Source organism: Bradyrhizobium daqingense (genome assembly GCF_021044685.1).
GTDB classification, from domain to species: Bacteria; Pseudomonadota; Alphaproteobacteria; order Rhizobiales; family Xanthobacteraceae; genus Bradyrhizobium; species Bradyrhizobium daqingense.
In genome coordinates this window covers 7893111-7916951 of the sequence record NZ_CP088014.1, presented here as the reverse complement: position 1 = coordinate 7916951, position 23841 = coordinate 7893111, and the positions used below count along the sequence as shown (strand labels likewise).

The 23841-nt window shown below is 60.5% G+C and carries 20 protein-coding genes and 7 pseudogenes; 19 read left to right on the top strand and 8 right to left on the bottom strand.

What is annotated here, in order from left to right; genetic code table 11:
- Position 1 precedes the first annotated feature (1 nt).
- A pseudogene (locus LPJ38_RS37490) lies at positions 2-269 on the bottom strand (transposase); the annotation flags it as partial.
- 156 nt (positions 270-425) lie between these two features.
- Between LPJ38_RS37490 and LPJ38_RS37485 the strand changes: the two are divergent.
- The 5 genes and pseudogenes from LPJ38_RS37485 (at position 426) to LPJ38_RS37465 (ending at position 3157) form a co-directional block, all read left to right on the top strand.
- A complete protein-coding gene (locus tag LPJ38_RS37485; protein ID WP_231088543.1) occupies positions 426-809 on the top strand; it encodes an ABC transporter permease subunit in 384 nt (127 codons plus the stop codon).
- Positions 806-1468 carry an amino acid ABC transporter permease gene (locus LPJ38_RS37480; protein WP_014498011.1) on the top strand — a complete coding sequence of 221 codons (663 nt, stop codon included), beginning with the start codon at positions 806-808 and terminating at the stop codon, positions 1466-1468. Before LPJ38_RS37485 ends, LPJ38_RS37480 begins: the two co-directional genes overlap by 4 nt.
- Positions 1469-1633: 165 nt before the next feature.
- A protein-coding gene (locus LPJ38_RS37475; protein WP_224517492.1) for an IS5 family transposase occupies positions 1634-2394 on the top strand; the annotation gives its coding sequence in 2 pieces (ribosomal slippage) (positions 1634-1973 and positions 1973-2394; 762 coding nt in all).
- A gap of 74 nt (positions 2395-2468) precedes the next feature.
- Positions 2469-2870, top strand: a pseudogene (locus LPJ38_RS37470) (TraB/TrbI/VirB10 family type IV secretion system protein); the annotation flags it as partial.
- The gene (locus LPJ38_RS37465; RefSeq protein ID WP_011084496.1) at positions 2867-3157 is read left to right on the top strand and encodes a DUF2274 domain-containing protein; all 291 of its coding nucleotides are present in this window, start codon (positions 2867-2869) and stop codon (positions 3155-3157) included. The pseudogene LPJ38_RS37470 and the gene LPJ38_RS37465, both read left to right, overlap by 4 nt.
- Here LPJ38_RS37465 and LPJ38_RS37460 read toward each other — a convergent pair.
- Both LPJ38_RS37460 and LPJ38_RS37455 read right to left on the bottom strand, forming a co-directional pair.
- A complete protein-coding gene (locus tag LPJ38_RS37460) occupies positions 3154-3468 on the bottom strand; it encodes a hypothetical protein (protein ID WP_095426902.1) in 315 nt (104 codons plus the stop codon). The genes LPJ38_RS37465 and LPJ38_RS37460 overlap by 4 nt on opposite strands.
- A gap of 7 nt (positions 3469-3475) precedes the next feature.
- The gene (locus LPJ38_RS37455) at positions 3476-4237 is read right to left on the bottom strand and encodes an IS6 family transposase (RefSeq protein WP_109866564.1); all 762 of its coding nucleotides are present in this window, start codon (positions 4235-4237) and stop codon (positions 3476-3478) included.
- 174 nt (positions 4238-4411) lie between these two features.
- On the opposite strand from LPJ38_RS37455, the gene LPJ38_RS37450 reads away from it, so the two are divergent.
- The 4 genes from LPJ38_RS37450 (at position 4412) to LPJ38_RS38425 (ending at position 6697) form a co-directional block, all read left to right on the top strand.
- The gene (locus LPJ38_RS37450) at positions 4412-4600 is read left to right on the top strand and encodes a hypothetical protein (RefSeq protein WP_014498007.1); all 189 of its coding nucleotides are present in this window, start codon (positions 4412-4414) and stop codon (positions 4598-4600) included.
- Positions 4601-4925: 325 nt separating this feature from the next.
- Positions 4926-6281 (top strand): aspartate aminotransferase family protein, encoded by a 1356-nt coding sequence (locus tag LPJ38_RS37445; RefSeq protein ID WP_038937402.1) that lies wholly within the window; start codon positions 4926-4928, stop codon positions 6279-6281.
- Positions 6282-6359: 78 nt separating this feature from the next.
- Positions 6360-6590, top strand: a complete 231-nt coding sequence (locus tag LPJ38_RS37435; protein ID WP_244651854.1) for a dTDP-4-dehydrorhamnose 3,5-epimerase family protein — start codon at positions 6360-6362, stop codon at positions 6588-6590.
- On the top strand, positions 6500-6697 hold the full coding sequence (locus LPJ38_RS38425) for a dTDP-4-dehydrorhamnose 3,5-epimerase family protein (RefSeq protein ID WP_018648901.1): 198 nt from the start codon (positions 6500-6502) through the stop codon (positions 6695-6697). The genes LPJ38_RS37435 and LPJ38_RS38425 overlap by 91 nt, the downstream gene beginning before the upstream one ends.
- Before the next feature lie 331 nt (positions 6698-7028).
- On the opposite strand, the gene LPJ38_RS37430 is transcribed toward LPJ38_RS38425, so the two are convergent.
- The gene (locus tag LPJ38_RS37430; RefSeq protein ID WP_071916615.1) at positions 7029-7532 is read right to left on the bottom strand and encodes a type II toxin-antitoxin system YhaV family toxin; all 504 of its coding nucleotides are present in this window, start codon (positions 7530-7532) and stop codon (positions 7029-7031) included.
- Entirely contained in the window at positions 7529-7870 is a 342-nt protein-coding gene (locus tag LPJ38_RS37425) for a type II toxin-antitoxin system PrlF family antitoxin (protein WP_014498004.1), read from the bottom strand. The genes LPJ38_RS37430 and LPJ38_RS37425 overlap by 4 nt, the downstream gene beginning before the upstream one ends.
- A 300-nt stretch (positions 7871-8170) precedes the next feature.
- Here LPJ38_RS37425 and LPJ38_RS37420 point away from each other — a divergent pair.
- The 5 genes and pseudogenes from LPJ38_RS37420 to LPJ38_RS37400 form a co-directional block, all read left to right on the top strand.
- Positions 8171-8583 (top strand): annotated as a pseudogene (locus LPJ38_RS37420) (transposase); the annotation flags it as partial.
- Positions 8584-8681: 98 nt separating this feature from the next.
- Positions 8682-10058: pseudogene (gene istA / locus LPJ38_RS37415) on the top strand (IS21-like element ISFK1 family transposase); the annotation flags it as partial.
- A gap of 8 nt (positions 10059-10066) precedes the next feature.
- A pseudogene (gene istB, locus LPJ38_RS37410) lies at positions 10067-10776 on the top strand (IS21-like element ISFK1 family helper ATPase IstB).
- A gap of 201 nt (positions 10777-10977) precedes the next feature.
- Positions 10978-16128, top strand: coding sequence for a Ulp1 family isopeptidase (locus LPJ38_RS38200; protein WP_347342117.1), 5151 nt, complete (start codon positions 10978-10980; stop codon positions 16126-16128).
- A 362-nt stretch (positions 16129-16490) separates the two neighbouring features.
- A pseudogene (locus LPJ38_RS37400) lies at positions 16491-16812 on the top strand (DDE-type integrase/transposase/recombinase); the annotation flags it as partial.
- Between the two features lie 50 nt (positions 16813-16862).
- Here LPJ38_RS37400 and LPJ38_RS37395 read toward each other — a convergent pair.
- Entirely contained in the window at positions 16863-17120 is a 258-nt protein-coding gene (locus LPJ38_RS37395) for a WGR domain-containing protein (protein WP_011084508.1), read from the bottom strand.
- A gap of 569 nt (positions 17121-17689) precedes the next feature.
- On the opposite strand from LPJ38_RS37395, the gene LPJ38_RS37390 reads away from it, so the two are divergent.
- Complete coding sequence (locus LPJ38_RS37390) at positions 17690-17911, top strand: hypothetical protein (RefSeq protein WP_014497999.1); 222 nt, start codon at positions 17690-17692, stop codon at positions 17909-17911.
- Positions 17912-18435: 524 nt separating this feature from the next.
- On the opposite strand, the gene LPJ38_RS37385 is transcribed toward LPJ38_RS37390, so the two are convergent.
- Entirely contained in the window at positions 18436-18780 is a 345-nt protein-coding gene (locus LPJ38_RS37385; RefSeq protein WP_011084509.1) for a hypothetical protein, read from the bottom strand.
- A 156-nt stretch (positions 18781-18936) separates the two neighbouring features.
- On the opposite strand from LPJ38_RS37385, the gene LPJ38_RS37380 reads away from it, so the two are divergent.
- From LPJ38_RS37380 to tnpC, 3 genes are read left to right on the top strand one after another with little or no spacing between them, the layout of a single operon-like run.
- Positions 18937-19311 (top strand): transposase, encoded by a 375-nt coding sequence (locus LPJ38_RS37380; protein ID WP_011084510.1) that lies wholly within the window; start codon positions 18937-18939, stop codon positions 19309-19311.
- A 19-nt stretch (positions 19312-19330) separates the two neighbouring features.
- Complete coding sequence (gene tnpB, locus LPJ38_RS37375) at positions 19331-19687, top strand: IS66 family insertion sequence element accessory protein TnpB (protein ID WP_011090953.1); 357 nt, start codon at positions 19331-19333, stop codon at positions 19685-19687.
- 53 nt (positions 19688-19740) lie between these two features.
- Complete coding sequence (tnpC, locus tag LPJ38_RS37370) at positions 19741-21288, top strand: IS66 family transposase (protein ID WP_109866563.1); 1548 nt, start codon at positions 19741-19743, stop codon at positions 21286-21288.
- Positions 21289-21501: 213 nt separating this feature from the next.
- On the opposite strand, the pseudogene LPJ38_RS37365 reads toward tnpC, so the two are convergent.
- Positions 21502-22503, bottom strand: a pseudogene (locus LPJ38_RS37365) (type IV secretory system conjugative DNA transfer family protein); the annotation flags it as partial.
- A gap of 270 nt (positions 22504-22773) precedes the next feature.
- Between LPJ38_RS37365 and LPJ38_RS37360 the strand changes: the two are divergent.
- Positions 22774-23838, top strand: coding sequence for an IS630-like element ISRj1 family transposase (locus LPJ38_RS37360; RefSeq protein ID WP_011084514.1), 1065 nt, complete (start codon positions 22774-22776; stop codon positions 23836-23838).
- Positions 23839-23841: the final 3 nt, after the last annotated feature.

Here is a 23841-nt window from a genome sequence, read left to right as displayed (position 1 = left end):
AATCGTTCTCAAGCGTCAGCTCCCCGATCTTGGCGTGCAGCGTTTTCACGTCCCCCGCGGGCTCGCTCGTTCTGTTGCCACCGCGAGGACCAAAGACCTCGGCCGCCGCTTCCTGAAGCTGGGACTTCCACTGCGTGATCTGGTTCGGATGCATGTCGAAATGCTCAGCCAGCTCGGCCAGCGTCATCTCGCCCTTGATCCTTGATCGCCGCTAACGCCACCTTGGCCTTGAATGCGAGTGCGTGCTGCCGGCGGGCTCGTCTGCTCATCGTCTCTCCTGATTCGCGGGACAATCTTGCCCGCCGTCAGGCAGAAACTCCACTCATCGCTGTCCAGATTTCCGGAGCCAGCTCTTTCTGTTCTACGCGCTACCCGACATAGGCATCCGTCTGACGCCGTTCGAGACTTCCTGGCTAGCGCTCGCATTGTGGGGCGGTGCTTATCAAACGGAGGTCTTCAGGGCCGCATTCGAAGCTGTGCCGAAAGGCGAAGTGACGGCAGCTCGCGCTCTCGGCTTGCCGGCGTTCCAGACCTTTCTTGACATCACACTCCCGATCGCGTTGCGCATCGCGATCACCGGAACAACAACCACGGCGATCACGCAGTTCAGGTCGTCCTCCTTCATGATCGTCGTCGGCTATCAGGAATTGACCTATGTCGCCAACCGGATCGTGTCAGATACGTTTAAAGTGTTTGAGACCTTCGGAATCGCTTGTCTCATGTACCTGCTGGGGTGCAGCATCCTAAGCGCTTTGTCTCGTACGTTCGAGCGCAGGCTCGCGGTTCCGGGGCTGGGAGTAGTTAAATGACCAACTGGGTTTGGCCTGTCACCCTTTACCTTGGTAAGAGCCTTTTGGTTACTTTGTGGATCTCGCTGCTCACCGTCATTTTGGCGACAATCCTTGGTCTCCTGATCGCGGCGCTGTCGCAAAGCACGCTCACGTTCGCGCGCTTTGTCGGACGGCTTTACGTTGAGTTGTTCCGCGGCGTGCCGTCGCTTATGATACTCCTCTTCGTGTTCTTTGCCCTTCCGCAAATTGGTCTCCGCACGGGCCCACTCACGGCCGCAATAATCGGATTGGGGCTCTGGGGCGGGGCGAACATCGGTGAGGTCTTTCGAGGCGCCTTGGATTCAATTCCACATCGCCAAGAGCAGGGCGCCCGAGCGCTTGGCTTGAGCGCAACGGAAGCGCTTGTGTTCGTCATTTTGCCACAAGCATTTCGGCGTGCGTTGCCGCCCTACGTCGGGCAGCTCACCGTTCTCGTCCAGGCGAGTGCACTGACGTCCGTTGTTGGGGTGTCGGATCTCTTGGGATCGGCGCGTCAAATGATAGAAAGACTAGCGTATGTCGGAACCGGAGACTCACACGCCATCGAGATCTATCTGGGCGTGCTGAGCATATTCTTTGTGATCTGCTACGCGTTGAGCGGGCTGGCCAGTATAATCGAACGCTGTCTTCGAGTCTGAAAACAATTCCTAGTCGATCGAAACCTTCTAGGGAAAGGCAATTGCGCCGTTTGAGCGAACCCGCTCGACTCCATCGAGCGCTTTGCGCGGAGACATGTTCTAGGGTCTGTACCTAAATAGCGCCACGTGATTCTCTTGCCTACGTGTTGATTCGGGGGCGAGAGAATGCGCGCTGGTTTGTTTTGGCTGAACGACAGGCAATGGGCGCGTATCGAACCGCATCTGCCGAGGGGACTGACGGGGCCGGATCGGGACGACGACCGACGCATCGTCAGCGGCATCATTCACATGCTGCAATCGGGTGCACGATGGCGTGATTGTCCACGTGAATACGGCCCTTACACGACGATCTACAATCGCTTCAATCGCTGGGCCAAGCGAGGACGATGGTGCGCAATCTTCGAAGCGCTGGCCAAGCCTGGCGAAGACGGCGTCGTACTGTCGCTCGACTCGACCTCGATTAAAGCTCACCGGTGTGCCTCCGGCGGAAAAGGGGGGAGCACAATCAAGCAATCGGCCGCTCGCGCGGAGGCCGCACGACAAAAATCCATGCGCTGAGCGATCCGCTCTGCCGGCCGGTCGTCCTGCATCTGACTCCAGGCCAGGATGCCGATATCGCTGCGGCTCCCGATGTCCTGGCGCTCGCGCCACCCATGAGCGTGCTCCTCGCCGACAAAGGGTATGATGGCGACAAGCTTCGCGGCGAAATCATTCGTCGTGGCGCCAAGCCCGTAATCCCCAATAAATCTAACCGTGTCGTCATCCATCGCTTCAACAAACGCGCCTACAAAGGACGAAATGTCATCGAACGCTGCTTTGGCAGGCTCAAGGACTTCCGGCGCATCGCCACGCGATATGACAAGCTCGCCCGTAATTTTTTGGCCGCTGTTCATCTCGCCGCTCTCGTCGCATATTGGCTCAATTGAGTCTGGACCCTAGTTCAAGCAAAGCCCAAACTGCACCGAGAGCGCGCCCACGCCAGTCAGATCATCGCCTAAAAAGCGGCCGTGCGGACGGCCAGAGTCGAATCCTCTTGGTCTGGACTCGCATCATCATACCGGACGGCAACTCGATCGTGCTGGAGCGCCAGCCGGGCGCCGACAGTGGTGGTTATGCCGGACTCGAGGACGATGTCGACAACCACTGGGGCATGCTATTCAAGGCCGCCGTTCTCTCGACCATGCTCAGCGTCGGAGCAGAGGCGGCACGAGCCAAATGAGAACAACCTCGTTCAAGCGATCCGTAGCGGTGCGTCCATCAGCATCAGCCAGACCGGCCAATTGGTCGTGCAGCGTCAGCTCAACATCCAGCCGACGCTGACCATCCGGCCAGGTTTCCGGTCCGCGTGATCGGCACGCGCGATTTGGTGCTGGCGCCCTACAGCAATGGAGGAGCGCCATGACGAAGCTCAAGCTTGGGCCGCTTGAAGACGACAAGCCAGTCAAGCTCACGACCGAGCTGCCGGCGGCGGTCTTTAGGGATCTCAGAAGCTACGCCGAGATCCTGACGCATAGCGTAGGTCTGATGACGCGGACCGAGCCTGCTAAACTGATTGCGCCGATGATCGAGCGTCGCATGGCGACCGACCGCGCCTTCGCGAAAGCACGGCGAAATACACTCAGCTCGCACCTCGGTCATAGCGTTCACGACGCAGGTCAAGAAACGGACGCAACGATGGATTGCCGTTAGCTTGCCGCCAGTAAGCGCGAAAGCTGAGCACAGGGTTTGCCGGTTCGGGAAGGCAAGGCGTCCAGCCATAAGAAGTATTGGCCGAACAATTCGGTCGTCAAATCGGCCGGCGCCTGAACCCTGCCGCTATCGGCGAGAAAGCGGGCAAAGAACTTCAGTGCTTTCCAGCATTGGTGACGCGTGCTAGGTGACGACGATGCATGATGCCCCCGGAACGCCTCGGCATAGGGAGCAACAAATTCGGCTGGAAGATTGGGTTGCCCGAGGTCGAACCGCTGCGCCGGTTCGCCCCACGCATCCCGGAACGGCATCGTCAACTTAATCGACCGCCGAGCCGAAGGCGGCGATTCTCAGAGGTCGAGATTCGGCGATAGCGCTTGTCATGGAGATCTCGCGCCAAGTCGCAAAGGCTCGCTCGCGCGAAGCACGACGGAAGTCGGCGGTGGCGGCTCCGGCATAGGGGATGTGGAAAAGGTTCGCGACCTGATCGTGAACGGACAGAAACCGTTGAGCCTGACGGGACGATTTGAAGCGCGTCATGATCCGCTCGCGTCGCCGCGTCGGCTGATGAGAATTCTCGGCCCGATTGTTGAGAGCTTTGTGCTGGCGATGTTCGACGTGAAAGCCCATCTTCGCCCTCGCAGCGCCGTACGAACGCAGCTTATCCGTGATCATCACGCGCGGCGGCGTGCCGGCGGATTTCAAGAGCTTCTTCATGAGAAGCTGCGCAGCGCGCGAGTCTCTTCGGCGCTGGATCAAGACGTCGAGAACGAAGCCATCCTGGTCGACAGCGCGCCAGAGCCAATGTTGTTCGCCCGCGATCGAGATAACGACCTCGTCCAGATGCCATTTGTCACCGCGGGCGGGAGCGCGCTGGCGGATCCGATCGGAGAACGGCTTGCCGAATTTCCGTCCCCACTGGCGCACGGTTTCATAGGTCACGCCAATGCCACGCGCCGCCAGCATTTCCTCGACCATGCGCAAGCTTAAGGGAAACCGGAAATACAACCAAACGGCATAGCTGATCACTTCCGGTGGGAAGCGATGGCGGCGATAAAGAGGGGCCCGGGCGGTCGGCATGCCGGTCGTCTACCCCATCGGCCACCCCTATTCGTTAACTTGACGGTGCCGGTTGGGAGTGAGCCTACAAGCTTTGGCAGGCGACCAACTCAACGAGTTAAGGTATTCTGGGGCAAACTCGGTCGCAGATCACCGCGCAAAGCCGGGACACCGACCAGATCAAGGAGATCACTGATGGCCCACAAGAAACTGGTCAATCAGAGCGGGTTGTTGCTTACAGTGTTACTCATCACGCGTGTTGGCTCGGAGCCCAACCAGTCCGTGACGACGCGCGGCAGCAGCTGGGATAACGTGCTAAACACACATGACACGCTGGCCTTTAGCGGAGCGGACGGCCTGAACGTGGTGGGCTCGAATACGTAACCGCGGTCCACGGCGCTACGACCACCGACTCTCTACGGCCTGAACGCCGCCGGCAGTTTGATGGAAGCTCCCGTCGGCGACTAACGCGTCCCGGAAATCCGACGCTTTGTCGTGCTGAACATCGTCACCTTTCTGTGATCACTTCCAGACAGTGCGTCGCGCCGCCAGTTAAGCCTGTGGTCAGGCATAGGCAAAAGCGAATCCCTTTAAAGCGATCGTCAACGACGACTATCGCAAGGCCCAGAGAAGCCGGAAACGGACCGGCGCTTCCCCACATGATGCTCCGGTCCCTATCCAATTCTGAACCGATGATGTGACGCCGACCATGCTGCCCAGTTCTCAACAGGCCCGAGATGTGGCCTATCAGCTTCACGCCTATACCAACGCGCGGTCGCACCAACGGGCCGGGCCGCTCATAATTGAACGCGGCGAGGGCCCCTACGTCTTCGACACGGCAGGAAAACGCTACCTCGATGCGATGGCCGGTCTCTGGAGTGCGGGTCTTGGCTTCAGCGAAAAGCGGCTTATCGAAGCCGCGCATCGCCAGATGCAAATCCTGCCATTCTATCATACCTTCGCATCACGATCGAATGGGCCTTCCATCGCGCTTGCCGAGAAGCTGGTGAAGATGTCTCCGGTGCCAATGAGTAAGGTGTTCTTCACAAATTCCGGCTCGGAAGCGAACGATACGGTGTTGAAGCTGATCGCCTATCGATCGAATGCAGCGGGCCAGCCTCAGCGCAAGAAGGTCATCAGCCGGTTGCGCGGCTATCACGGCGTCACGATCGGTGCGGCAAGCCTGACCGGATTTCCAGACAACCACCGCTCTTTCGATCTGCCGCTCCCCAACATTATGCACACGGGCTCCCCCCATTTCTACAAGGACAGCCGTGCGGGCGAATCGGAGGAGACCTTTGCTACGCGTCGGGCCGAGGAGCTCGAGTCGCTGATTCAGCGCGAAGGTGCCGATACCATTGCAGCATTCTTCGGTGAGCCTGTCATGGGCGCGGGCGGCGTCATCGTTCCGCCGCCGACTTACTGGGACAAAATTCAAAGTGTGCTAAAAAAGCATAGCATCCTTTTGGTCGCTGATGAGGTGATTTGCGGCTTTGGCCGGACAGGAAAAATGTTCGGTTGCGAAACCTACAACATCGCGCCCGATGTAATCGTGGTGTCGAAGCAGCTCACGTCCAGTTATTTTCCGTTATCTGCGATCATAATGAATGACTACATGTTCGAACCAATCGCGGACGAGAGCAATAAGGTTGGACTGCTGGCTCATGGCTTCACGGGCGGTGGTCACCCGGTCGGAGCCGCCGTAGCGCTCGAAAACCTCAAACTCATCGAGGAGCGGGGTCTGATTGCGAACGTTGGCCGCATCGGGGCCTACATGCAGGAACGGCTGCGCACGCTCGTTGACCATCCACTCGTTGGGGAGGTCCGTGGCGTTGGCCTTATTGCGGCAATCGAGCTGGTGCTGGACAAGAAACGGAAAGTCGCCGCTACTACTCCGGGCGATGTTGGCAGCATTGCGAGCCGGTTGCTGCACGAGCGAGGGATCATCGTGCGGAATGTAGACGATGCATTGTCGATATGCCCACCTCTGATCGTCAACAAGGATCAAATCGACGAGCTCATCGACGGGATCACGGGCATGCTCCACGATCTTAAGGCGATGTAGTTAATTGTCGCGAGCCTCACTAGCGTTCACTCAACTCCGCTTAGTGCGCCGCGAGTCCGATTGTCTGGACATCCATCAATGAGGGGCAAGGTGCTCGACCTCGCGGTCGACGTCCGCGTCCGGAGCCCGAATTTCGGACGCTACGTTGCCGTCGAATTAAGCGAGCATAACCGGCGGCAACTATGGGTTCCGCGCGGATTCGCGCACGGTTTCGTTGTGTGCTCTCAGAGACCGCGGACTTTTTCTACAAATGCGATGATTTCTATAATCCGGAGAACGAGGTTTCGATCCGCTGGGACGACCCGGTGATCGGTATAAACTGGGGTATCAAAAAGCCGTCGCTCTCGGCCAAGGACGCGGCCGCGCCGCTGCTTGCCGACATCCAAAACTTCCATTGTACGGGCGGATACTGGTGACGGGAACCCGCGGGCAGGTCGGAGGTGCATTGATGCCCGCAGGTAAAGGGGATCGAGGCTGAAGTATTGGAAGGTTGAGGAACACGAACCGGTTCACCCGCATCGGAGGGCTGAAATGTCGCCTCCGTCTACACGGCTTAACAGGTGGAATGCTGATGATGATGTCGCCGGACAGTCGGCGCATTCGCCGCTGCCTTTGGGCGTAGCCGACAGCTGGATGGTGGGCATTTCACGGACTCTTCCTGGCCGAATCGTGTCTCTCGCTGCAGACCGGTGCCGGCGGCGCGGGCCGGATCAGCGGGCGGTCGCGGCCGAACGAGGCCAGCTGGGGTCATCTCCCGCGCGTCGAGCGCGATAGACGCGTCTTGGATTCGCCAGTCGAGGCCGCGGCTACGAGTTCGTTCCACGAGTCCGGCGGGTTTCCGCGGTCCAGCATCTTCCTGAACACGGCGTAGGCGTCGTTCGCGCTCTCGTAGGCGCGCAGCGTCGAGTCGTCGTTCACCCAGGCGAGAACGATGATCTTGGCGTCCGCCGATTGCTGATAGCGGAAGAACAGGCGGAACTGCTGCAGCAATTTCGCGCGGAACCAGTGCTTGTACTCGTCGCCGAGAGTGCCGCCCTGCCGATAGACGTCACGCGTTGGGTCACTCGGAATGTCGTCGAACGCCACCTTCAAGACAGCCGACAGGAGCTTCGCGGCGCGCTTCTTCTTGTATCCCTTCGGATCCTTCTTGCGCGCCTTCTCGACCCCCGCGATCATAGTCTCGAACTGGTCGAGAAATAGCGGATGGGCGTAGACCGTCCAACCGTTAACCCCGAAGGTGTCGTCGCTCACGTATCGTCTTCCGGCAGCGCCGCGTCGAGATCGACCTTAACACCCTTGACCAAGCCCTTGCCGCGCGCGACCAGCGACTTCGGCACCGGCCGGATCCGGGCTGGCTCGCTCCCCATGTCGCGGGCCAGGAACGCGAGGAACGTGCCGATCACCGGATCGCCGTGGTCGGCGCTCAACTGCTTCTTCGCGATCACAACGGTGCCGTCAGCGAGCCCCCGAAACACGACCTGGTCGCGCTTTCCCAGGGCCAGCATTTTGCGGATGGCGGCGGGCACGGTCGTCTGGCCGCGGTCTGTGATGGTCGCGGGGATCTCGAGGATTTCGGCGGTCTTGGCCATAGCGGCTCCTTGCGTCGTCACGACATCCCAATGTAATGCATCTGCATTGTAAGTCAAGTCTGCCTGGGTGCCTCGAGATGGCCGCAAACTGGCGATTCCGCCGTCTGGTGGAGTTGGCGCTGAAGCTCAACGAGAATGATGCACAATTGCCCGCCTCCAATGCCGCTGCTACAGCTGTGGCTCGGGGGTCTGCGCGAATGAATGGAAACTATAGAGCTGGCCCCGCAAATTCGGACAGTAGCTTGAGTGGATTTTCTGCCTGACAGCGGCGAGGATTCTTGCTGCGAATCAGGAGCGAAGATGACGAATAAGAGCCGCCGGACGCATTCTCCGGCATTCAAGGCGAAGGTTGCTTTGGCTGCGGTCAAAGGAGACAAGACACTGGCGGAGCTGGCGCAACTGTTTGATGTTCATCCGAACCAGATCACGATCTGGAAAAACCAGCTCCTGGAAGGCGCCGCCGGCGTGTTTGGGCATGACAAGACATCGGCCGAGACGCCGGTCGATTTGAAGGCGTTACATGCCAAGATCGGCGAGCTGGCGTTGGAAAACGATTTTTTGTCCGGCGCGCTCACCAAGGCGGGCCTGCTGAGCGCAAAGCGATGATCGACCGCGGTCATGATCTTTCTATCGTGCGCCAGGCGAAGGTCCTGAAGCTGGCTCGCAGCACGGTCTACTATGAACCTCGGCCAGTTTCGGCCGAGGACTGCGCGTTTCGCGGGATCGTGAGCAAGGCTTTCGGAGCCTTGCAGCGCTTCGGCCGACAACTCAACCGGCTTAGGGATGACCTCGTGGTTAACGAGGAAGTCCAATGCCTACCCAGAGATTGTCGATGCGCCGGATCAAGGAAGTCCTTCGGTTAAAACATTTTCAAGGCCTGCCAGAGCGGGCCATCGCGCGGAGCGTGGGCGTCAGCAACGGCGTTGTGCACAGCTACCTGAGCCGCGCCCGCTCTGCTGGGTTGAGCTGGCCGCTTCCGGAGGGAATGACCGATGAAGACCTGGAGCTTTTGCTTTTCCCGGCCCCACGACCAGCGTCTCAGAGCCCGCAGCGGCCGGTGCCCGACTGGAGCTACATCGATAAAGAGCTCCGCCGGCGCAACGTAACCCGTCGCCTGCTCTGGGAGGAGTATCGCGCCGTTAATCCCGACGGTTTCGGGTACACGTGGTTCTGCACTACCTACGAGGCCTGGAAGGGGCGGGTCCGACCTTCGATGCGGCAGATTCATCTGGGCGGCGAGAAGGTGTTCGTGGATTTCGCCGGCGACACCATCGACATCGTCGATCCCCTGACCGGGGAAGTGCAGCCGATGAAGCTGTTCGTCGCGGCGATGGGCGCTTCGAACTACACCTACGCCGAGGCCTGCCCCAGCGAGAGCTTGGCCGACTGGATCCGGGCCCACGTCAACTTGTTCACGTTTTTGAGCGGAACGCCGACGTTCGTGGTCTGCGACAACCTCAAAGCCGCCGTCAGCAACCCCGACCGCTACGATCCCGGCCTCAATCGCACTTATGCCGAGATGGCGAGCCATTACGGCACCGCCATTCTCGCCGCACGGCCGCGGCGCCCAAAAGACAAGGCGAAGGTCGAGGTCGCGGTGCAAATCGCCCAGCGCTGGATTCTGGCCCGGCTGCGCAATCAGCGCTTCTTTTCCCGGGCCGAGCTCAACGCCGCCATCAAGACACTCGTCGACGAACTCAATGCTCGTCAAATGCGTGGCTTCGGCTCAAGCCGCGCCGAACTGTTTGCCGAACTCGACAAACCCAAGCTAACCCCGCTGCCAGATCAGCCTTATGCCTTCGCACGCTGGAAGCGCTGCCGCCTCGCTCCCGATTATCATGTCGAGGTCGACGGCCATTGGTACTCCGCGCCGTATCGTCTGATTGGCGAGCTGGTCGATGCCCGTATCGACGATCGGACGGTCGAGATCTTCCACAAGGGCCAGCGGATCGCCAGCCATGCCCGCGCGCCCAACCGACGCGGACACACCACCATCGCCGACCACATGCCCAGCGCCCATCGCCGCTACGGCAAATGGACCCCCGCCGCGGTGATCGCCGCCGGCGAGCGGATCGGTCCTTCGACAGCAGCGTTTTTCCAGGCCGTGATCGACGCCCGGCCCCATCCAGAACAAGGCTTTCGAACCTGCCTTGGCATTCTGGCGCTCGTCAAAAGCTACGGCGCCGACTGACCGGAATGGCCAAGGCCTTCGAGGAGCAGCGCCGATCGCCCGATCTCGAAGCCCTGCCGTTCGAAGATCGCATCGGCCTGTTGGTCGACCGCGAAGCCGCCGAACGCGACACCAGGCGGCTCACCACGCGCCTCAAGATCGCCGCACTGCGCCAGACTGCTTGCGTCGAGGACGTCGATCTGCGCACCCCGCGGGGCATCGACCGCGCCGTTTTCGCCAAACTCGTCGAAGGTCGCTGGATCGATCGCCACGAGAATTTGCTCGTCACCGGGGCAACCGGCCTGGGCAAAAGTTGGTTAGCCTGCGCGCTCGGCCACATGGCCTGCCGCGACAACCGATCAGTCCTCTATCATCGCGTTCCAAGGCTGTTCGAGGCGCTCGCGCTCGCGCGCGGAGACGGACGCTACGCCCGGCTCCTCAAAAGCCTCGGCCGCGCTCAGCTTCTGATTTTGGATGATTGGGGACTATCGGTGCTCACCGCCGCGGAACGCCGCGATCTGCTCGAAATCCTCGAGGACCGACATGGCCGCGCATCCACCATCGTCACAAGTCAGCTCCCGTGGACACCTGGCATGGAGCCATTGGGGACCCCACGGTCGCCGACGCCATTCTCGATCGCCTCGTCCACAACGCCCACCGCCTCCAGCTCACCGGAGAAAGCATGCGAAAACGCAGCGCCAAAACCATCACCCTTGACGGCCAACCAGAACACTGACTCTATCTCCCATCGGCCGTAGCGGGCTGCTCACGATCGTCTGAATTCAGTGCTCACGATCGCGCGAAATCGATGCTCACGATCCGTGAAATCCGCAGATGCTCCCGGTGCGGGTCTATCGAGGGCTGTAAAGGGTGGTTTGTTGCTGATCGCCAGCATGCCAGATCGAAGCCCTGGTTCATATTTTGAAAGTGAGAACGGATGGATTTCCCCTCGACCAAGCGGGTGCGTGAACAATCGGACAGCACGGGCCCGCAAGAGAGCTCACCCGCGGCTCCGTCCGCAGCCGCGGCGACCTTTGAGCGGCAATTGAGCGAGATCGGCAGTTCAGGTGAAGGTGATGGAGCAATGCCGGCCGCCTCGACGCCGCAGCCGGCTCAGTCAAAAGGGATTCTGAGAAGGCTCAGCAAAAGCCCCCTTTATTCCCAGGATGCTCCCCTTATTTTGGGGCTTGAGAAGGCCCTCATCAAGGGCGGGGCCGCCAAAGGCACCGCACGAAATAATCTATATTCTCTTCGCAGCTTTGGCCAGTGGCTCTTCGCAAATAACAAAGATCCCATTGCTGCTCGGCTCGACGACGAAGAGTCGCTGACCGTTGATGCGCGCGTGTTCGAAAAGCGTCCCGCGACACTCCTTAGGGCAATAGACCATCTCAGGACCTCGCGGTCGACGGGCGGAATCGTGCCGATCGCAGGCCGCACTGAGTTGCATCCTTATCCCCAGGACGCAGCTCTGATCGAAGGGTACAAAAACGACGCAGCGACAGATACCGGCAAGAAGGATGCAAGCAAGAATGCAACTGCTCTTCGCAGTTTCAGCGACTACCTGCGTGAAAACAGCAAGAAGGGCATTGCTGCTCGTCTTTCAGACGAGGCGTTGGATGGAGATGTCAAGAGCTATAAGAGGGCCCCCGGTGCTGATTCAAGGATCGGTGCCGCTCTGGCTCATCTCCGAAAATCGCAGGCGGGCGCTAAGGCGATGGAGCTCGAGCGCCATATTGATTCCGAAGACGCGGCCCTGAAGGAGTCGAGGCAGGTCGGCGACGCTGCTGCGCAGCACAGTTCGTTGCAGAAAGCTGGCAGTTGGCCAGAGGAATTGCTTCCTGCGGAAGGCCATGATCAGAATTTGCTTTTGGGTCCGATGGACGAACCCGGCCCGCCGTCCTCGGCGCCGCAACCGGCTCAGTCAACTGGGGTTGCGATAGGGCACAAGAAGCGGCCTCTTCATTCCGAGGATGTTCCCCTTATTGCGGGGTTTGAGGAGGCCCTCCGGAATGGGAGCGCCGCCGAACGCACCGTCCGAAACTATCTATCTTCTCTTCGCAGCTTTGGCCAGAGGCTCTACGCAAATAACAAAAAGAGCATTTTTGCTCGGCTCGACGACGAAGAGTCACTGACCGCTGATGCGCGCGAGTTGTTCGAAAAGCGTCCCGCGACACTCCTTAGGGCAATAGACCATCTCAGGACCTCGCGGTTGACGGGCGGAATCGTGCCGATCGCAGGCCGCACTGAGTTGCATCCTTATCCCCAGGACGCAGCTCTCATCGAAGAGTACAAAAACGAAGCAGCGACAGATACCGGCAAGAAGGAAGAAGCCAGGAAGGATGCAACGGCTCTTCGCAGTTTCAGTGACTACCTGCGTGAAAACAACAAGAAGGGCATTGCTGGTCGGCTTTCAGGCAAGGCGCTGGATGGAGATGTCAAGAGCTATAAGAAGGACGCCGGTGCTGATTCGAGGATCGGTGCCGCTCTGGCTCATCTCCGAAAATCACAGGCGGGCCCTAAAGCGATGGAGCTCGAGCGCCATATTGATCCCGAAGACGCGGCCCTGATGGAGTCGAGACAGGTCGGCGACGCCGCTGCGCAGCACAGTGCGTGGCAGAAAGCTGGCAGTTGGCCAGAGGAATTGCTTCCTGCGGAAGGCCACGATCAGGATTTGGGCCGGATGGACGAACCCGGCCCGTCGTCCTCGGCGCCGCAGCCGGCTCAGTCAACTGGAATTTTGATAGGGCACGACAAGCAGCCTCTTCATACCGAGGATGCTCCCCTTATTTCGGGGCTTGAGGAGGCCCTCCGTAATGGGAACGCCGCCGAACGCACTGCCAGGGGCTATGTACGTACTCTTCTCAGCTTTGGCCACTGGCTCTTCGCAAATAACAAAGATCCCATTGCTGCTCGGCTCGACGACGAAAAGTCACTGACCGCTGATGCGCGCGAGTTCATCGGAAAGGGTAATCCCTTAAGGCTTCTTGCGGCGATAGTTCATCTCCGAACCTCGCAGTCGACGGGCGGAGTCGTGCGGATCGCAGGCCGCACTGAGTTGCATCCTTATCCCCAGGACGCGGCTCTCATCGAAGAGTACAAAAACGAAGCAGCGACAGATACCGGCAAGAAGGATGCAAGCAGGAAGGATGCAACTGCTCTTCGCAGTTTCAGCGACTACCTGCGTGACAACAACAGGCCGGGCATTGCTGCTGGGCTCGGCACGTCGTTTGATGGAGATGTCGAGAGCTATAGGAAGGTCGCCGGTGCTGATTCCAGGATTGGTGCCGCACTGGCTCGTCTCCGAAAATCGCAGGCCGGCGCTGAGGCGATGGAGCACGAGCGCCATATTGATCCCGAAGAGGCGGCCCTGAGGGAGTCGAGGCGGGTCGGCGACGCCGCTGCGCAGCACATTGCGTCGCAGAAGGGTGGCAGTTGGCCAGAGGAATTGCTTCCTGCGGAAGGCCATGATCAGGATTTGCTTTTGGGGCTGATGGATGAACCCGGCGCGTCGTCCTCGGCGCCGCAGTCGGCTCAGTCAACTTGGATTGTGATAGGGAAGAGGAAGCAGCCTCTTTATTCCGTGGATGCTCCCCTTATTTCGGGGCTTGAGAGGGCCCTCATCAAGGGCGGGTTCAGCAAATCCGCTGCCGAGCAGCACGGAGGTTCTCTTCGTAGCTTTAGCCGTTGGCTTTTCGCAAAAGAAAAACCGAGCATTCGTGATCGGCTCGACAATAAGTCGCTGACCGATGGCGGTGAGGTGCTCGAGTTCACCGGAGAGGGTAATCCAAAGAGACTCGTTCAGGCAATCGACTATCTCCGGACCTTGCGGTCGACGGGCGAAGTGCCGATCTCACGACGCGCTAAGCTGAATCCTCACCCCCAGAACGTGGCCTTTATCAATCCCGAAGACACGGTACTGATGGAGCCGAGGCGCGTCGACGCCGCCGCTGCGCAGCACAGCGCGTCGCAGGAAACTGGCCGTCGGCCAGAGGAGCTTCCCGCGGAAGGCCGCGATCAGGATTTGCTTTTGGGGCTGATGGACGAACCCCGCTCGTCGTCATCTCTCGAGCCAGCCGCGCGCCATGACCAGGCACCGGATCCCGGAGAGCCCGACCGCCAGCAGTCCCCGGACGAGCCGATGGCTGCGCTTGCCAGGAGCAACCGCCTGCCAAGCGAGGAGGTCCTCATCAACGATGAGCATGACACAGCTGAGTTGAGGCCAGCGAAGAGGCAGAGGACCCTAAACAATCCGCAAGGCGTTGCCGGCGAGCGGCAGCTGAGCGAGATCGCCAATTCAGGCGGCCAGCCGACACCGGCGCCTACCCATCAACAGGGTACGTCGTCATGGGAGACGCAGCCGATGCTGCTGCGGAGCGGCTACGAAGATGTCACGGCGCCGCATGCGGTCGCGACGTACGTCGGGGGCGCCGCTGCGCAGCACAGCGCGCGGCAGCGAGCTGTCAGTCGGCCATTGGTCCTCCCGGAAGGTTACGATCAGGATCTGCGCTTAATGGTGGAAGACGGCCCATCGTGGCCCGAGGTTCCTCCTGAGCAGGCGCAGGACATAGTCCAAGCTGGGCAGGAACCTGCCCGGCCGACCGTGGAAGCAGCGCCAACGCACTCTGCCAGGGCTCGCTCAAATACCTACGGCGGTATTGAGGTGTCGTTTAATCCGAATTCGCCCGCATCATTTGAGTTGCGTGACAATGCTTGCAGCCCGGCGCCTGGCTTTCCGCCGCCGTTTGCCGGGCCGGTACCGGGGCATCACCAGGGCGCTCAACAGCTCGGCTCGCCGCAGGGGCTTTCTCCGGTGTCCGCCCACTCGGACGATGACGCTTTGGCGTGGTTGAGCGAGGAGCTTGCGCGGCAGATGCAAGAACCGGCATCACCATCAACTGCCAGGGCTCAGGATCTCTATCGTGGATTTAAGGCACTGCTTGATCCGGATGTGGCCGAGTTGGATGACAGTGCTCACTTTGCGCCAGCGCCTTCTGCCAGGGCTCGCTCAGACACCTACGGCGGTCTTGAGGTATCGTTTAATCCGAATTCGCCCACATCATTTGAGTTGCGCGACAATGCTTGGAGCCGGGCGCCTGGCTTTCCGCCGCCGTTTGCCGGCCCGGTACCGGGGCATCACCAGGGCGCTCGACAGCTCGGCTCGCCGCAGGGGCTTTCTCCGGTGTCCGCCCACTCGGACGATGACGCTTTGGCGTGGTTGAGCGAGGAGCTTGCGCGGCAGATGCAAGAACCGGCATCACCATCAACTGCCAGGGCTCAGGATCTCTATCGTGGGTTTGGGGCACTGCTTGATCCGGATGCGGCCGAGTTGGATGACAGTGCTCACTTTGCGCCAGCGCCTTCTGCCAGGGCTCGTTCAGACACCTACGACGGTCTTCCATTGGTTGATCTGACCGCGCCCGCACCGTCCCCATTGCGCGACGATATCGTGCGGCGGTTTCCGATCACCTCCTCCGATGCTCAGATCGGGGCGTTGAATCCGATAGCCTTGTCCCACAACCGCGGGCTGGTGCTCGAGCACACGGAATGGCTGGGCGACGAGCATATCCTCAGGGATTACCAGCTTCAGGAGCTGGATTTGCAGAGGAGCGATTCGGATCTCGCCGCCCGGACGCGGTTCGTAGATCCCCTCGAAGCGCTGCGGCTGCGCCTGGGCGCGGAGAGCGACGTGCTACGCGTATTCCATCGCATCGTCCATGATCGGCGTGATAACGATACAGCCGACTTCCTGTTGCTGCCAGTGAACGATGCCAGTGCTACGGACCGCGGCAGGCATTGGTCGCTGCTGTTCGTTGATCGCAGCAACCGGCAACGGCCTGTCGCCTATCACTACGATTCCTACGGGAGATACAACGAGACGCATGCAAGACAACTCGCAGAAAGGCTGAACCTCGCCCTGCAGCCCGCCGGCATGGCCCAGCAGCAGAACACTTATGATTGCGGCGTCTTTGTCGTGGACGGCACGCGGGAGCTGGTTAGGCAATTGGCGCAAGGACGGGAGCCAGACCAGCTGAACCTCAGCAACGTCGTTGCCAATCGGCAGGCACTGCAAGCGCGACTCAGGGGTTGATGTCGCCGTGGGCGGACCCTCGCGGCGCTTCTCTTTGAGCTTGAATGACGGCTGGAAGAAGTTCACCAGCAGGCGCGCCGCGGCGTAGAGACGTGCCATCACGCGGGCCGTCTCGCCCCCGTCGAAGCGCCCGTATCCGACGAGCCGCCGGACCACCGACAGCGCGATGCGGTTGTCGGCAAGGGCGAGCGCGCGACGCTGCGCTTCGGAAAGACCGGTCAGCTGACCGGCGCCTCGAGGAGACCGAGCTTTCGCGCGGCCAGGTATCGGCCTTCGCCCGCGATGATCGTGCCATCGCTGTCGACGAGCAGCGGGTACCGTCAAGTTAACGAATTGGAGCGGCCGAGGGGTAGACGACCGGCATGCCGACCGCCCGGGACCCTCTTTATCGCCGCCATCGCTTCCCATCGGAAGTGATCAGCTATGCCGTTTGGTTGTATTTCCGGTTTCCCAGCGGCTCATGAAGAAGCTCTTGAAATCCGCCGGCACGCCGCCGCGCGTGATGATCACGGACAAGCGTTCGCACGGCGCTGCGAGGGCGAAGATGGGCTTTTTCGTCGAACATCGCCAGCACAGAGCTCTCAACAATCGGGCTGAGAATTCTCATCAGCCGACGCGGCAACGCGGCGGATCATGAAGCGTTTCAAATCGTCCCGTCAGGCTCAACGGTTTCTGTCACTTCACGTTCCAGGCATCGTAAGTGGATCCGTAATCCCCGGGAAATTGACGAAACCTCAGACTCTCTCCTCAGCAGAGGTGTATCCGCGCCTGCGCTTGGCGCGCTCCAGCCGTCCGAATGCTTCGCCCGCTTCAGCGCTGGCATCGAAAGTCTGCACCATCGTCTGGCCGGTCGTGCCGATCCGGCCCCAGTCGCGGATCAGCGAGACCCCGCCGAACAAGGTCGGTTGGATCGAAAGCAAGTAAAACCGCCGCATGTTGCGGGTGGTGTCGATGCGGCGAAGGTGAAGCGGCCCTAGCTTAAGGTTCGGCATGCATGGATTCTCGCTTCCTGTGGAAGCGAGGTCCAATGCTTTCTATGAATCGATCAGGGCCAAACGATTCATTCTCTCGCTACATCAATTGCACCAGGCGGGTGTCTTCGGACTGTGGCGATGATGTGGAGGCTCCACGGCCCGATTTGAACCCCACCGTCTCGCGGCAAAACCGAGACCGCAGTCTGAACTGATCGAGAAGCTCACTGAATCGCGCCGGAGCTAGGTCCAAGCATTGTCGATCCAGCAGCCTCAGCAAGGTTTGAAAGCTGACTAGGTGACATCGGTGCAGCCGTTGAGCGATCGACGGAGCAATTGCGGACGAACGGGAAATCGAAGTCCGGACACGGGTGAATTATGGAATGACACCCGGGCACTTCTTTGCCGGTGCTGCTGCAGAGAATCAAGCGCGCGATGTGGTCGGACATCGCCGACCTGCGTCTGGCAGCCCGACCAACCTTATGGGGTGTTGAAGAAGCGCGCGGCCTCTTAAAGGCCGCATTCTCTGTGGTAGGGCAGTATCTGAAAGCGCGTATGGCCGCGCAACCTGAGGCGAGAGGAGGATTCCGATGTTCGAGGCTAAAGACTATCGCGTGTGCTGCCATCACTTTGTCACCCCGACCGACCGCGCCGTCTACCCGGCGCAAGAGCCCTTACTAACCTACTCTGAGGCCCTCCGGCAGGTGCAGACCGAGCAGGCCAAGGGCTACATGGTGGCCTGGGTCATCGATCGCACCGGAGCAGGCGCCACCAATGAGATTGGTGGTTCGAACGCATCGGTTCGACGTTGATCGTAAGCGCAGCTCTGGCCCTTGGATTGGCGCTTGACGTCTGTTTTGATTACGGTGTGAGCCGGCACGGCTTCCACTTTTCCGACAACGTTGACGCTGGCCTCAAGCGCCTGCCTGTCGTCGAACCACTTTTTAGAGCTTGATCACATGATCGCAGCCGCGCCGAAGATCGAAGAGGCTGCAATGCCGTTTCCACGCCGAGTCACAAGCAGAAGAAACTCAACCAGGACTCGCGCTGGTCAGCGTCATCAGAAACTGTGCACGCTCGACAGGACGATCGAGCCAGTGCGTCGAGGTCTATTCCTGCATAGGAGGACGCGGCGAGGCGGCGGGAAAGTTGGAAGGTTGGGATCCAGCAAGGTCCCGATTCGCGCGCTGTACCTCGGCGGTCCCAAACACGAGGACGCAGAGAGGTCTGTTTTGGGCGCGGGATTTTGGCTGGGACACGAGCCCGTCAGAGCGTTGCCGCCGCCGCTCTGAAATGGTCGGGAAACCTTCCGATCGTGCGAGACTCTTATCTAACCTCACTTGTGATCCGCTCCCCTCGAGACTTTTGGAAGATATCCCAACTGCCGTTCCAGAGCAGCTAAGGTTCGACGGGCCGAATCCAATCTCGCAGTCGCCTCGACCAGGTCGGCCCATGTTTTATCCGACCGTGCAACCGCCGTGGAGCCGGTCTCAAACAGGTTGTTGTTGAGATGCGGGGCCGCTTCGCCTCGCAGGGCACGCTCCAAATCGAGCAGGGTGCTCGTCAGCGCTCGATGCGCGCACGCGTCCTCTCGTTCCAGGTTTTCCGCCACGTCGAGCGCCGCACGATAGTGTCGTATCGCTGCAACGACTCTGCTCTCGAGGTCGGGCTCATCGCTCATCTGCTTTTCTCTCCACGAATCTTTGAGCAATTTGTGTCGGTCTGAACGAGCAAAAATTGTAAGCGGAGCTTTTCTCCCATTTGATTGACTGGTTTCGCTTCGGCTTTCGCTCTGCGATCCTTGGCTTGTCAGAGAGCCGAGAGGAGACTGAAGGCGATGGAACAATCGGGGGAGGAAGCCGAAGCTGATGGCTTTGTGGGGAAGCTTACGCGCCGGACGCGTTCTGGATGCCGGTTATGGTCTGCGGAGATCAAGGGGCGCGCTGTTTTCGAGAGCATGAAGCCCGACGCCCGGGTATGTGATGTCGCACGGCGTTATGGTGTGAAGGCCCAGCAGTTGACGACGTGGCGCAGATTGGCGCGTGCTGGCCGGCTCGCATTGGTCACGGACGACGCGGCGGATTTCGTGTCGATCGAGCTGAGCGATCCAGTGGCGCCAGGCAAGAGCGAGGGCCCGTCGAGATTACGATTGGCAAGGTTTCGGTCCGCCTGGATGCGGACGTGTCGGCGGTGCGGATCGCGGAGATCGTGACTGCGATCGAGCGCGGCGCATGATCATTCCGGCGCAGGGACTGCGGATTGTGCTTGCTGTGCGTCCTGTTGACTTCCGGTGCGGGCACGACGCGCTGGCCGGTCTTGTGCAAAACACGCTTGGGCTCGATCCGCATTCGGGCCTGATCGTGGTTTTTCGTTCGAAGCGCGCCGACCGGCTGAAGATTTTGCTATGGGACGGCACGGGCCTCGTTTTGGTCTACAAGCGCCTTGGCCGCGATGGTCGTTTCGAGTGGCCGCAGATCAGCGACGGCGTCATGCATCTGACGCGCGTGCAGTTCGAAGCGCTGTTTGAAGGGCTGAACTGGAAGCGAGTGGGCGAACGGATTGTCGCGACGCCAGCTGCGGCGAACTGACTCAGACCCGACAACCTGTTTCGCGCGGGGCTTTGGGATGATAGCTTGCGGATGTGCCGCCGTCCCCCATTGATCCCGCCCGTCTTGCAGCGCTGCCCGCCGATTTGCGCGCGCTCTTCCGCGCGCAGGAAGCGATGATTGAAGCCGAGCGTCGTCGCGCAGACGATGAATGCTCGGCGCGCCTTCATGTCGAGAGTGAACTGGCTGCGTCCAAAGAGAGCGTCGAACGCCTCGAACTGCTCGTGAAGGAGTACGAGCGCGCACGTTTCGGTAAACGCTCGGAGAAGTTCAATCCCGATCAGATGCAACTGGTTCTCGAGGACATCGAGATTGCCATCGCCGAAGTCCAGGAACGCCAGGACGATCGTGCGCGCCGCGCCGGCACGGCGCCGTCCAGCGGCCGGACCAGGCGCGCTGCCCGTGCCTTTCCCGCGCACCTGCCGCGCATCGAGCAGGTGATCGAACCCGAGAACCTCGAGTGTCCCTGCGGCTGCGGCCGGATGGCCCAGATCGGCGAGGATCGCTCCCGCCGTCTCGATGTCATGGCCGCCCAGTATCGTGTGATCGAGACGGTGCGACCGCGCTACGCCTGTGCAAAGGGCTGCACCGGTGTTGCTCAGGCGCCGGCGCCCGCCCATCTCGTGGAGGGTGGCATCCCCACCGAGGCGCTGCTGGCGCAGGTGGCGGTCGCCAAGTTCAGCGAGCACATGCCACTCTATCGTCAGTCGCAGGTTCTGGCTCGGCATGGCATCTTCATCGATCGCGCCGTTCTGGCAGACTGGATGGGAACGGTCGCCTTCCACCTCGCGCCGCTGGTCGAGCGCATGAGCGTCGTGATGAAGCAATCGGGCCGCTTGTTCATAGACGAGACCAGGGCGCCTGTGCTCGATCCGGGCCGGGGCCGAACGAAGACCGGCTATCTGTGGGCTGTCCTGCGCGACGATCGCGGCCACGGCGGCGCTGATCCACCAATCGTGGTCTACCACTACGCGCCAGGACGCGGTGGTGACCATGCTGAGCGCATCCTCGAGGGCTTCGACGGCATCCTTCAGGTCGACGGATACCAGGGCTATCATCGGCTCGCACGGCCCAAGCGCAAAGGCGGCGTGCCGCTGCGGCTGGCCGCATGTTGGTCCCACTCAAGGCGCAAGATCATCGCAGCGACTCCGAAAGCCGGCTCACCCATCGCCGAAGCCGTTCTCGCGCGCATCGCCGCACTCTATGCGATCGAGAAGGAGATCCGTGGCGCCGACGCCCCGGCTCGGCAAACGACCCGTAACGAGCGATCACGGCCGCTCGTCGCTGAACTCGAGAGGTTTCTGCGCGAGCAAGCCGCTCGCCTGTCGCCGGGCAGCGAGATGGGCAAGGCGATCGCCTATCTCCTGAACCATTGGGATGGCCTCACCTTGTTTCTCGACGATGGTTGCGTTGAGATGGACACCAATCCCGTCGAAAATCAAATCAGGCCGCTGACTCTGACGCGTAAAAATAGTTCATTTGCTGGTCACGACGAAGGTGGTCGTTCATGGGCGCGCATAGCTTCGCTCATCGCCACCTGCAAAATCAACAGCGTGGAGCCCTACGTCTGGATCAAAAATTAGGCGGCTTACAGGTGGCGGGCGAGATGATGCGCCGGCTCGTACGACGAGCCGAGCATCGAGCCCGGTATGCCGTCGTTGCTGGATGCGCTCCGTCTCGGCTTTCCGTTCCCAGACAATACTGCCCTTCCACGTACGCCCTTTCTTTCTCTGCCTGGGAACCAGCCGGTCGTTTGTATGCCGCCCACGTCTTTCTCATCGCCGCGTTCGCGATAATCAGCGACGCCGACCAGCGTCTCTCCGATAGAACCTGTTTTCGCCGACGCAGGCGCGCATGTCGGTGCGCCGGAACCAGATGGCGCGTCCGCATCGCAGCGGTGGATTGCCCGCAATAAAGATGACCTGCTCGTCGGTTCGCATGCGCAAGACATCATGCGGCAGCATCAGCGGCCGGCGCGCGAGCTGCTTGGACCGCGTCCGGGAGGAACCCGACGTCTGCGAGGACCGGCTCAGCTGATCGACCTCGACCGTCGTGTCGCCGCAGCGCTTGGAGATGTAGTCCGCCGTCTCGGGGTCGTTGATCGCCGAGAAGGAGATCCAGGATGCGCTTTCGAACCACTTGCTGGTGGCATCGCGGCCGCCATAGGCCTCGCGCATCTGGCCGATTGACTGGTAGAGCATCAAGAGGGTGATGCCGTATTTGCGCCCCGCATCACGCGCGGTTTCGAGAATGCGTAAGTAGCCGAGACGCGCGACCTCATCGAGTAGGAACAGGGTCCGGCCGGTCACTTCGCCATTGCGATTGTAGATGGCGTTGAGCAGCGAGCCGATGATGACGCGGGCGAGGCCGGCATGGTTCTCCAGGGTCTTCAGGTCGAGATTGATGAAGACGTCCGTCCGGCCCTCCGCGAGCTCGGCCGTCGTGAAGCTCGATCCGGACACCAGGGCGGCATAGTTGCCATAGGAGAGCCAGTGGGTTTCCTTCACCGCATTGGCGTAGACGCCGCTGAAGGTCTCTGGCGTCATGGCGATGAAGGGCGCGACATTCTCCTTCACGAATCCGGACTCGGAGTTGTCGTAAATCGTCTGAAGCCGCTGGCGCAACTTCGGCTCCGGCTCCGACAGGTTGGCGCGGACCTGGCGGAGGTGCTGATCCTTCTTTTCCGTATGACCGGACAAACAGACATCGGCGATCAACGCCGTCAGCAGTTGCAGCGCCGAGGCCCGAAAGAAGTCATCCCGCGCCGAGCCCTGGCGCGGATTGTCGGTCATGATGAACATCCCTCGTTTTGAAAAGGAAACCTCATGTCTGAAAGTCGAAAGCCCACGCACGATGCCTTCGCTGTGGCCGGTGACGGCCGAAATTCTACATGGACGCGGATCGGCGCCGCTTGGCCGAACGATGACGGCAAGGGTTTCAATATCGTGATCGCGCCCGGCTTGGCCGTTTTGGGTAAAATCGTGCTGCGCGAACCGAAGCCCCAGGCCGACCAGGAGCCTGACTAGTACCCACTTTTCTTGGAACGTGAGTCGTGATTCAAGGTCGGGATGATACCCGAAGCAAGAGAAGTCCACCTTTCGAGGAAAGATCGCAAGGTGCTTGAGGCGTGCTGTCGCTCACCGGTGACGTTGCAGCGCGATTTGAAGCGGGCGCGGATAGTTCTGTTGGCGGCGGATGGGCGCAGCACCCGGTCGATCGCCAAGGAAGTTGGGGTCCAGCCGCGGATTGTCAGCCTTTGGCGGCATCGCTATGCCGACCATGGCCTTGAAGGGCTGCAAGACAAGCCGCGGCCTGGCAAGCAGCCGATCTATACGAAGACGACCGACAAGCGGATTCTGAAGCTGCTGGATAAGCCGCCACCGCAAGGGTTTGCGCGCTGGACCGGCCCCCTGCTGGCCGAGGCGCTGGGCGATGTCGATGTCCAATATGTCTGGCGGTTCCTGCGCAGCCACAAGATTGACCTGGTGGCTCGCAAGTCCTGGTGCGAGAGCAACGACCCGAACTTTACGGCCAAAGCCGCCGATGTTGTCGGCCTCTATGTCGCGCCGCCGGCGAAGGCCATTGTGCTGTGCGTGGACGAGAAGCCCTCGATCCAGGCTTTGGAGCGAGCGCAGGGTTATCTGAAGTTGCCCAATGGCCGCGCCTTAACCGGCCAAAGCCACGATTACAAGCGGCATGGCACCACAACATTGTTTGCGGCGCTCGAAGTCGCCACCGGAAAGATCATCGCGACCCATTCAAAACGCCGGCGCCGCGTCGAGTTTCTCGATTTCATGAACAGCGTCACCGCGACTTTTCCGAACCGCAAGCTTCACGTCATCCTCGACAACCTCAACACCCATAAAAAGAACGAGGACTGGCTCAAGGCCCACCCCAACGTGCAATTTCATTTCACGCCGACAAGTGCGTCATGGCTCAATCAGGTCGAAGTATGGTTTTCCATCTTGCAGGGGCAGTCGCTCAGCGGCACCTCCTTCACGAGCCTCAAGCAGCTTCAGGAACACATCGATGCCTACGTCAACGCATACAACGACAGAGCCGAGCCCTTCGTCTGGACCAAGAAAAAGGTCCGTCAACGCCGTTTCAAAGGCCGCCGTATCACTCAGCTCTGATTC

Coding starts and splice junctions, on each gene's coding strand:
- LPJ38_RS37480 (WP_014498011.1), top strand. CDS start 806: ATGACCAACTGGGTTTGGCCTGTCACCCTTTACCTTGGTAAGAGCCTT.
- LPJ38_RS37465 (WP_011084496.1), top strand. CDS start 2,867: ATGACGAAGCTCAAGCTTGGGCCGCTTGAAGACGACAAGCCAGTCAAG.
- LPJ38_RS37460 (WP_095426902.1), bottom strand. CDS start 3,468: ATGCCGTTCCGGGATGCGTGGGGCGAACCGGCGCAGCGGTTCGACCTC.
- LPJ38_RS37455 (WP_109866564.1), bottom strand. CDS start 4,237: ATGCCGACCGCCCGGGCCCCTCTTTATCGCCGCCATCGCTTCCCACCG.
- LPJ38_RS37450 (WP_014498007.1), top strand. CDS start 4,412: ATGGCCCACAAGAAACTGGTCAATCAGAGCGGGTTGTTGCTTACAGTG.
- LPJ38_RS37445 (WP_038937402.1), top strand. CDS start 4,926: ATGCTGCCCAGTTCTCAACAGGCCCGAGATGTGGCCTATCAGCTTCAC.
- LPJ38_RS37435 (WP_244651854.1), top strand. CDS start 6,360: ATGAGGGGCAAGGTGCTCGACCTCGCGGTCGACGTCCGCGTCCGGAGC.
- LPJ38_RS37425 (WP_014498004.1), bottom strand. CDS start 7,870: ATGGCCAAGACCGCCGAAATCCTCGAGATCCCCGCGACCATCACAGAC.
- LPJ38_RS38200 (WP_347342117.1), top strand. CDS start 10,978: ATGGATTTCCCCTCGACCAAGCGGGTGCGTGAACAATCGGACAGCACG.
- LPJ38_RS37395 (WP_011084508.1), bottom strand. CDS start 17,120: ATGCCGAACCTTAAGCTAGGGCCGCTTCACCTTCGCCGCATCGACACC.
- LPJ38_RS37390 (WP_014497999.1), top strand. CDS start 17,690: ATGTTCGAGGCTAAAGACTATCGCGTGTGCTGCCATCACTTTGTCACC.
- LPJ38_RS37385 (WP_011084509.1), bottom strand. CDS start 18,780: ATGAGCGATGAGCCCGACCTCGAGAGCAGAGTCGTTGCAGCGATACGA.
- LPJ38_RS37380 (WP_011084510.1), top strand. CDS start 18,937: ATGGAACAATCGGGGGAGGAAGCCGAAGCTGATGGCTTTGTGGGGAAG.
- tnpB (WP_011090953.1), top strand. CDS start 19,331: ATGATCATTCCGGCGCAGGGACTGCGGATTGTGCTTGCTGTGCGTCCT.
- LPJ38_RS37360 (WP_011084514.1), top strand. CDS start 22,774: ATGATACCCGAAGCAAGAGAAGTCCACCTTTCGAGGAAAGATCGCAAG.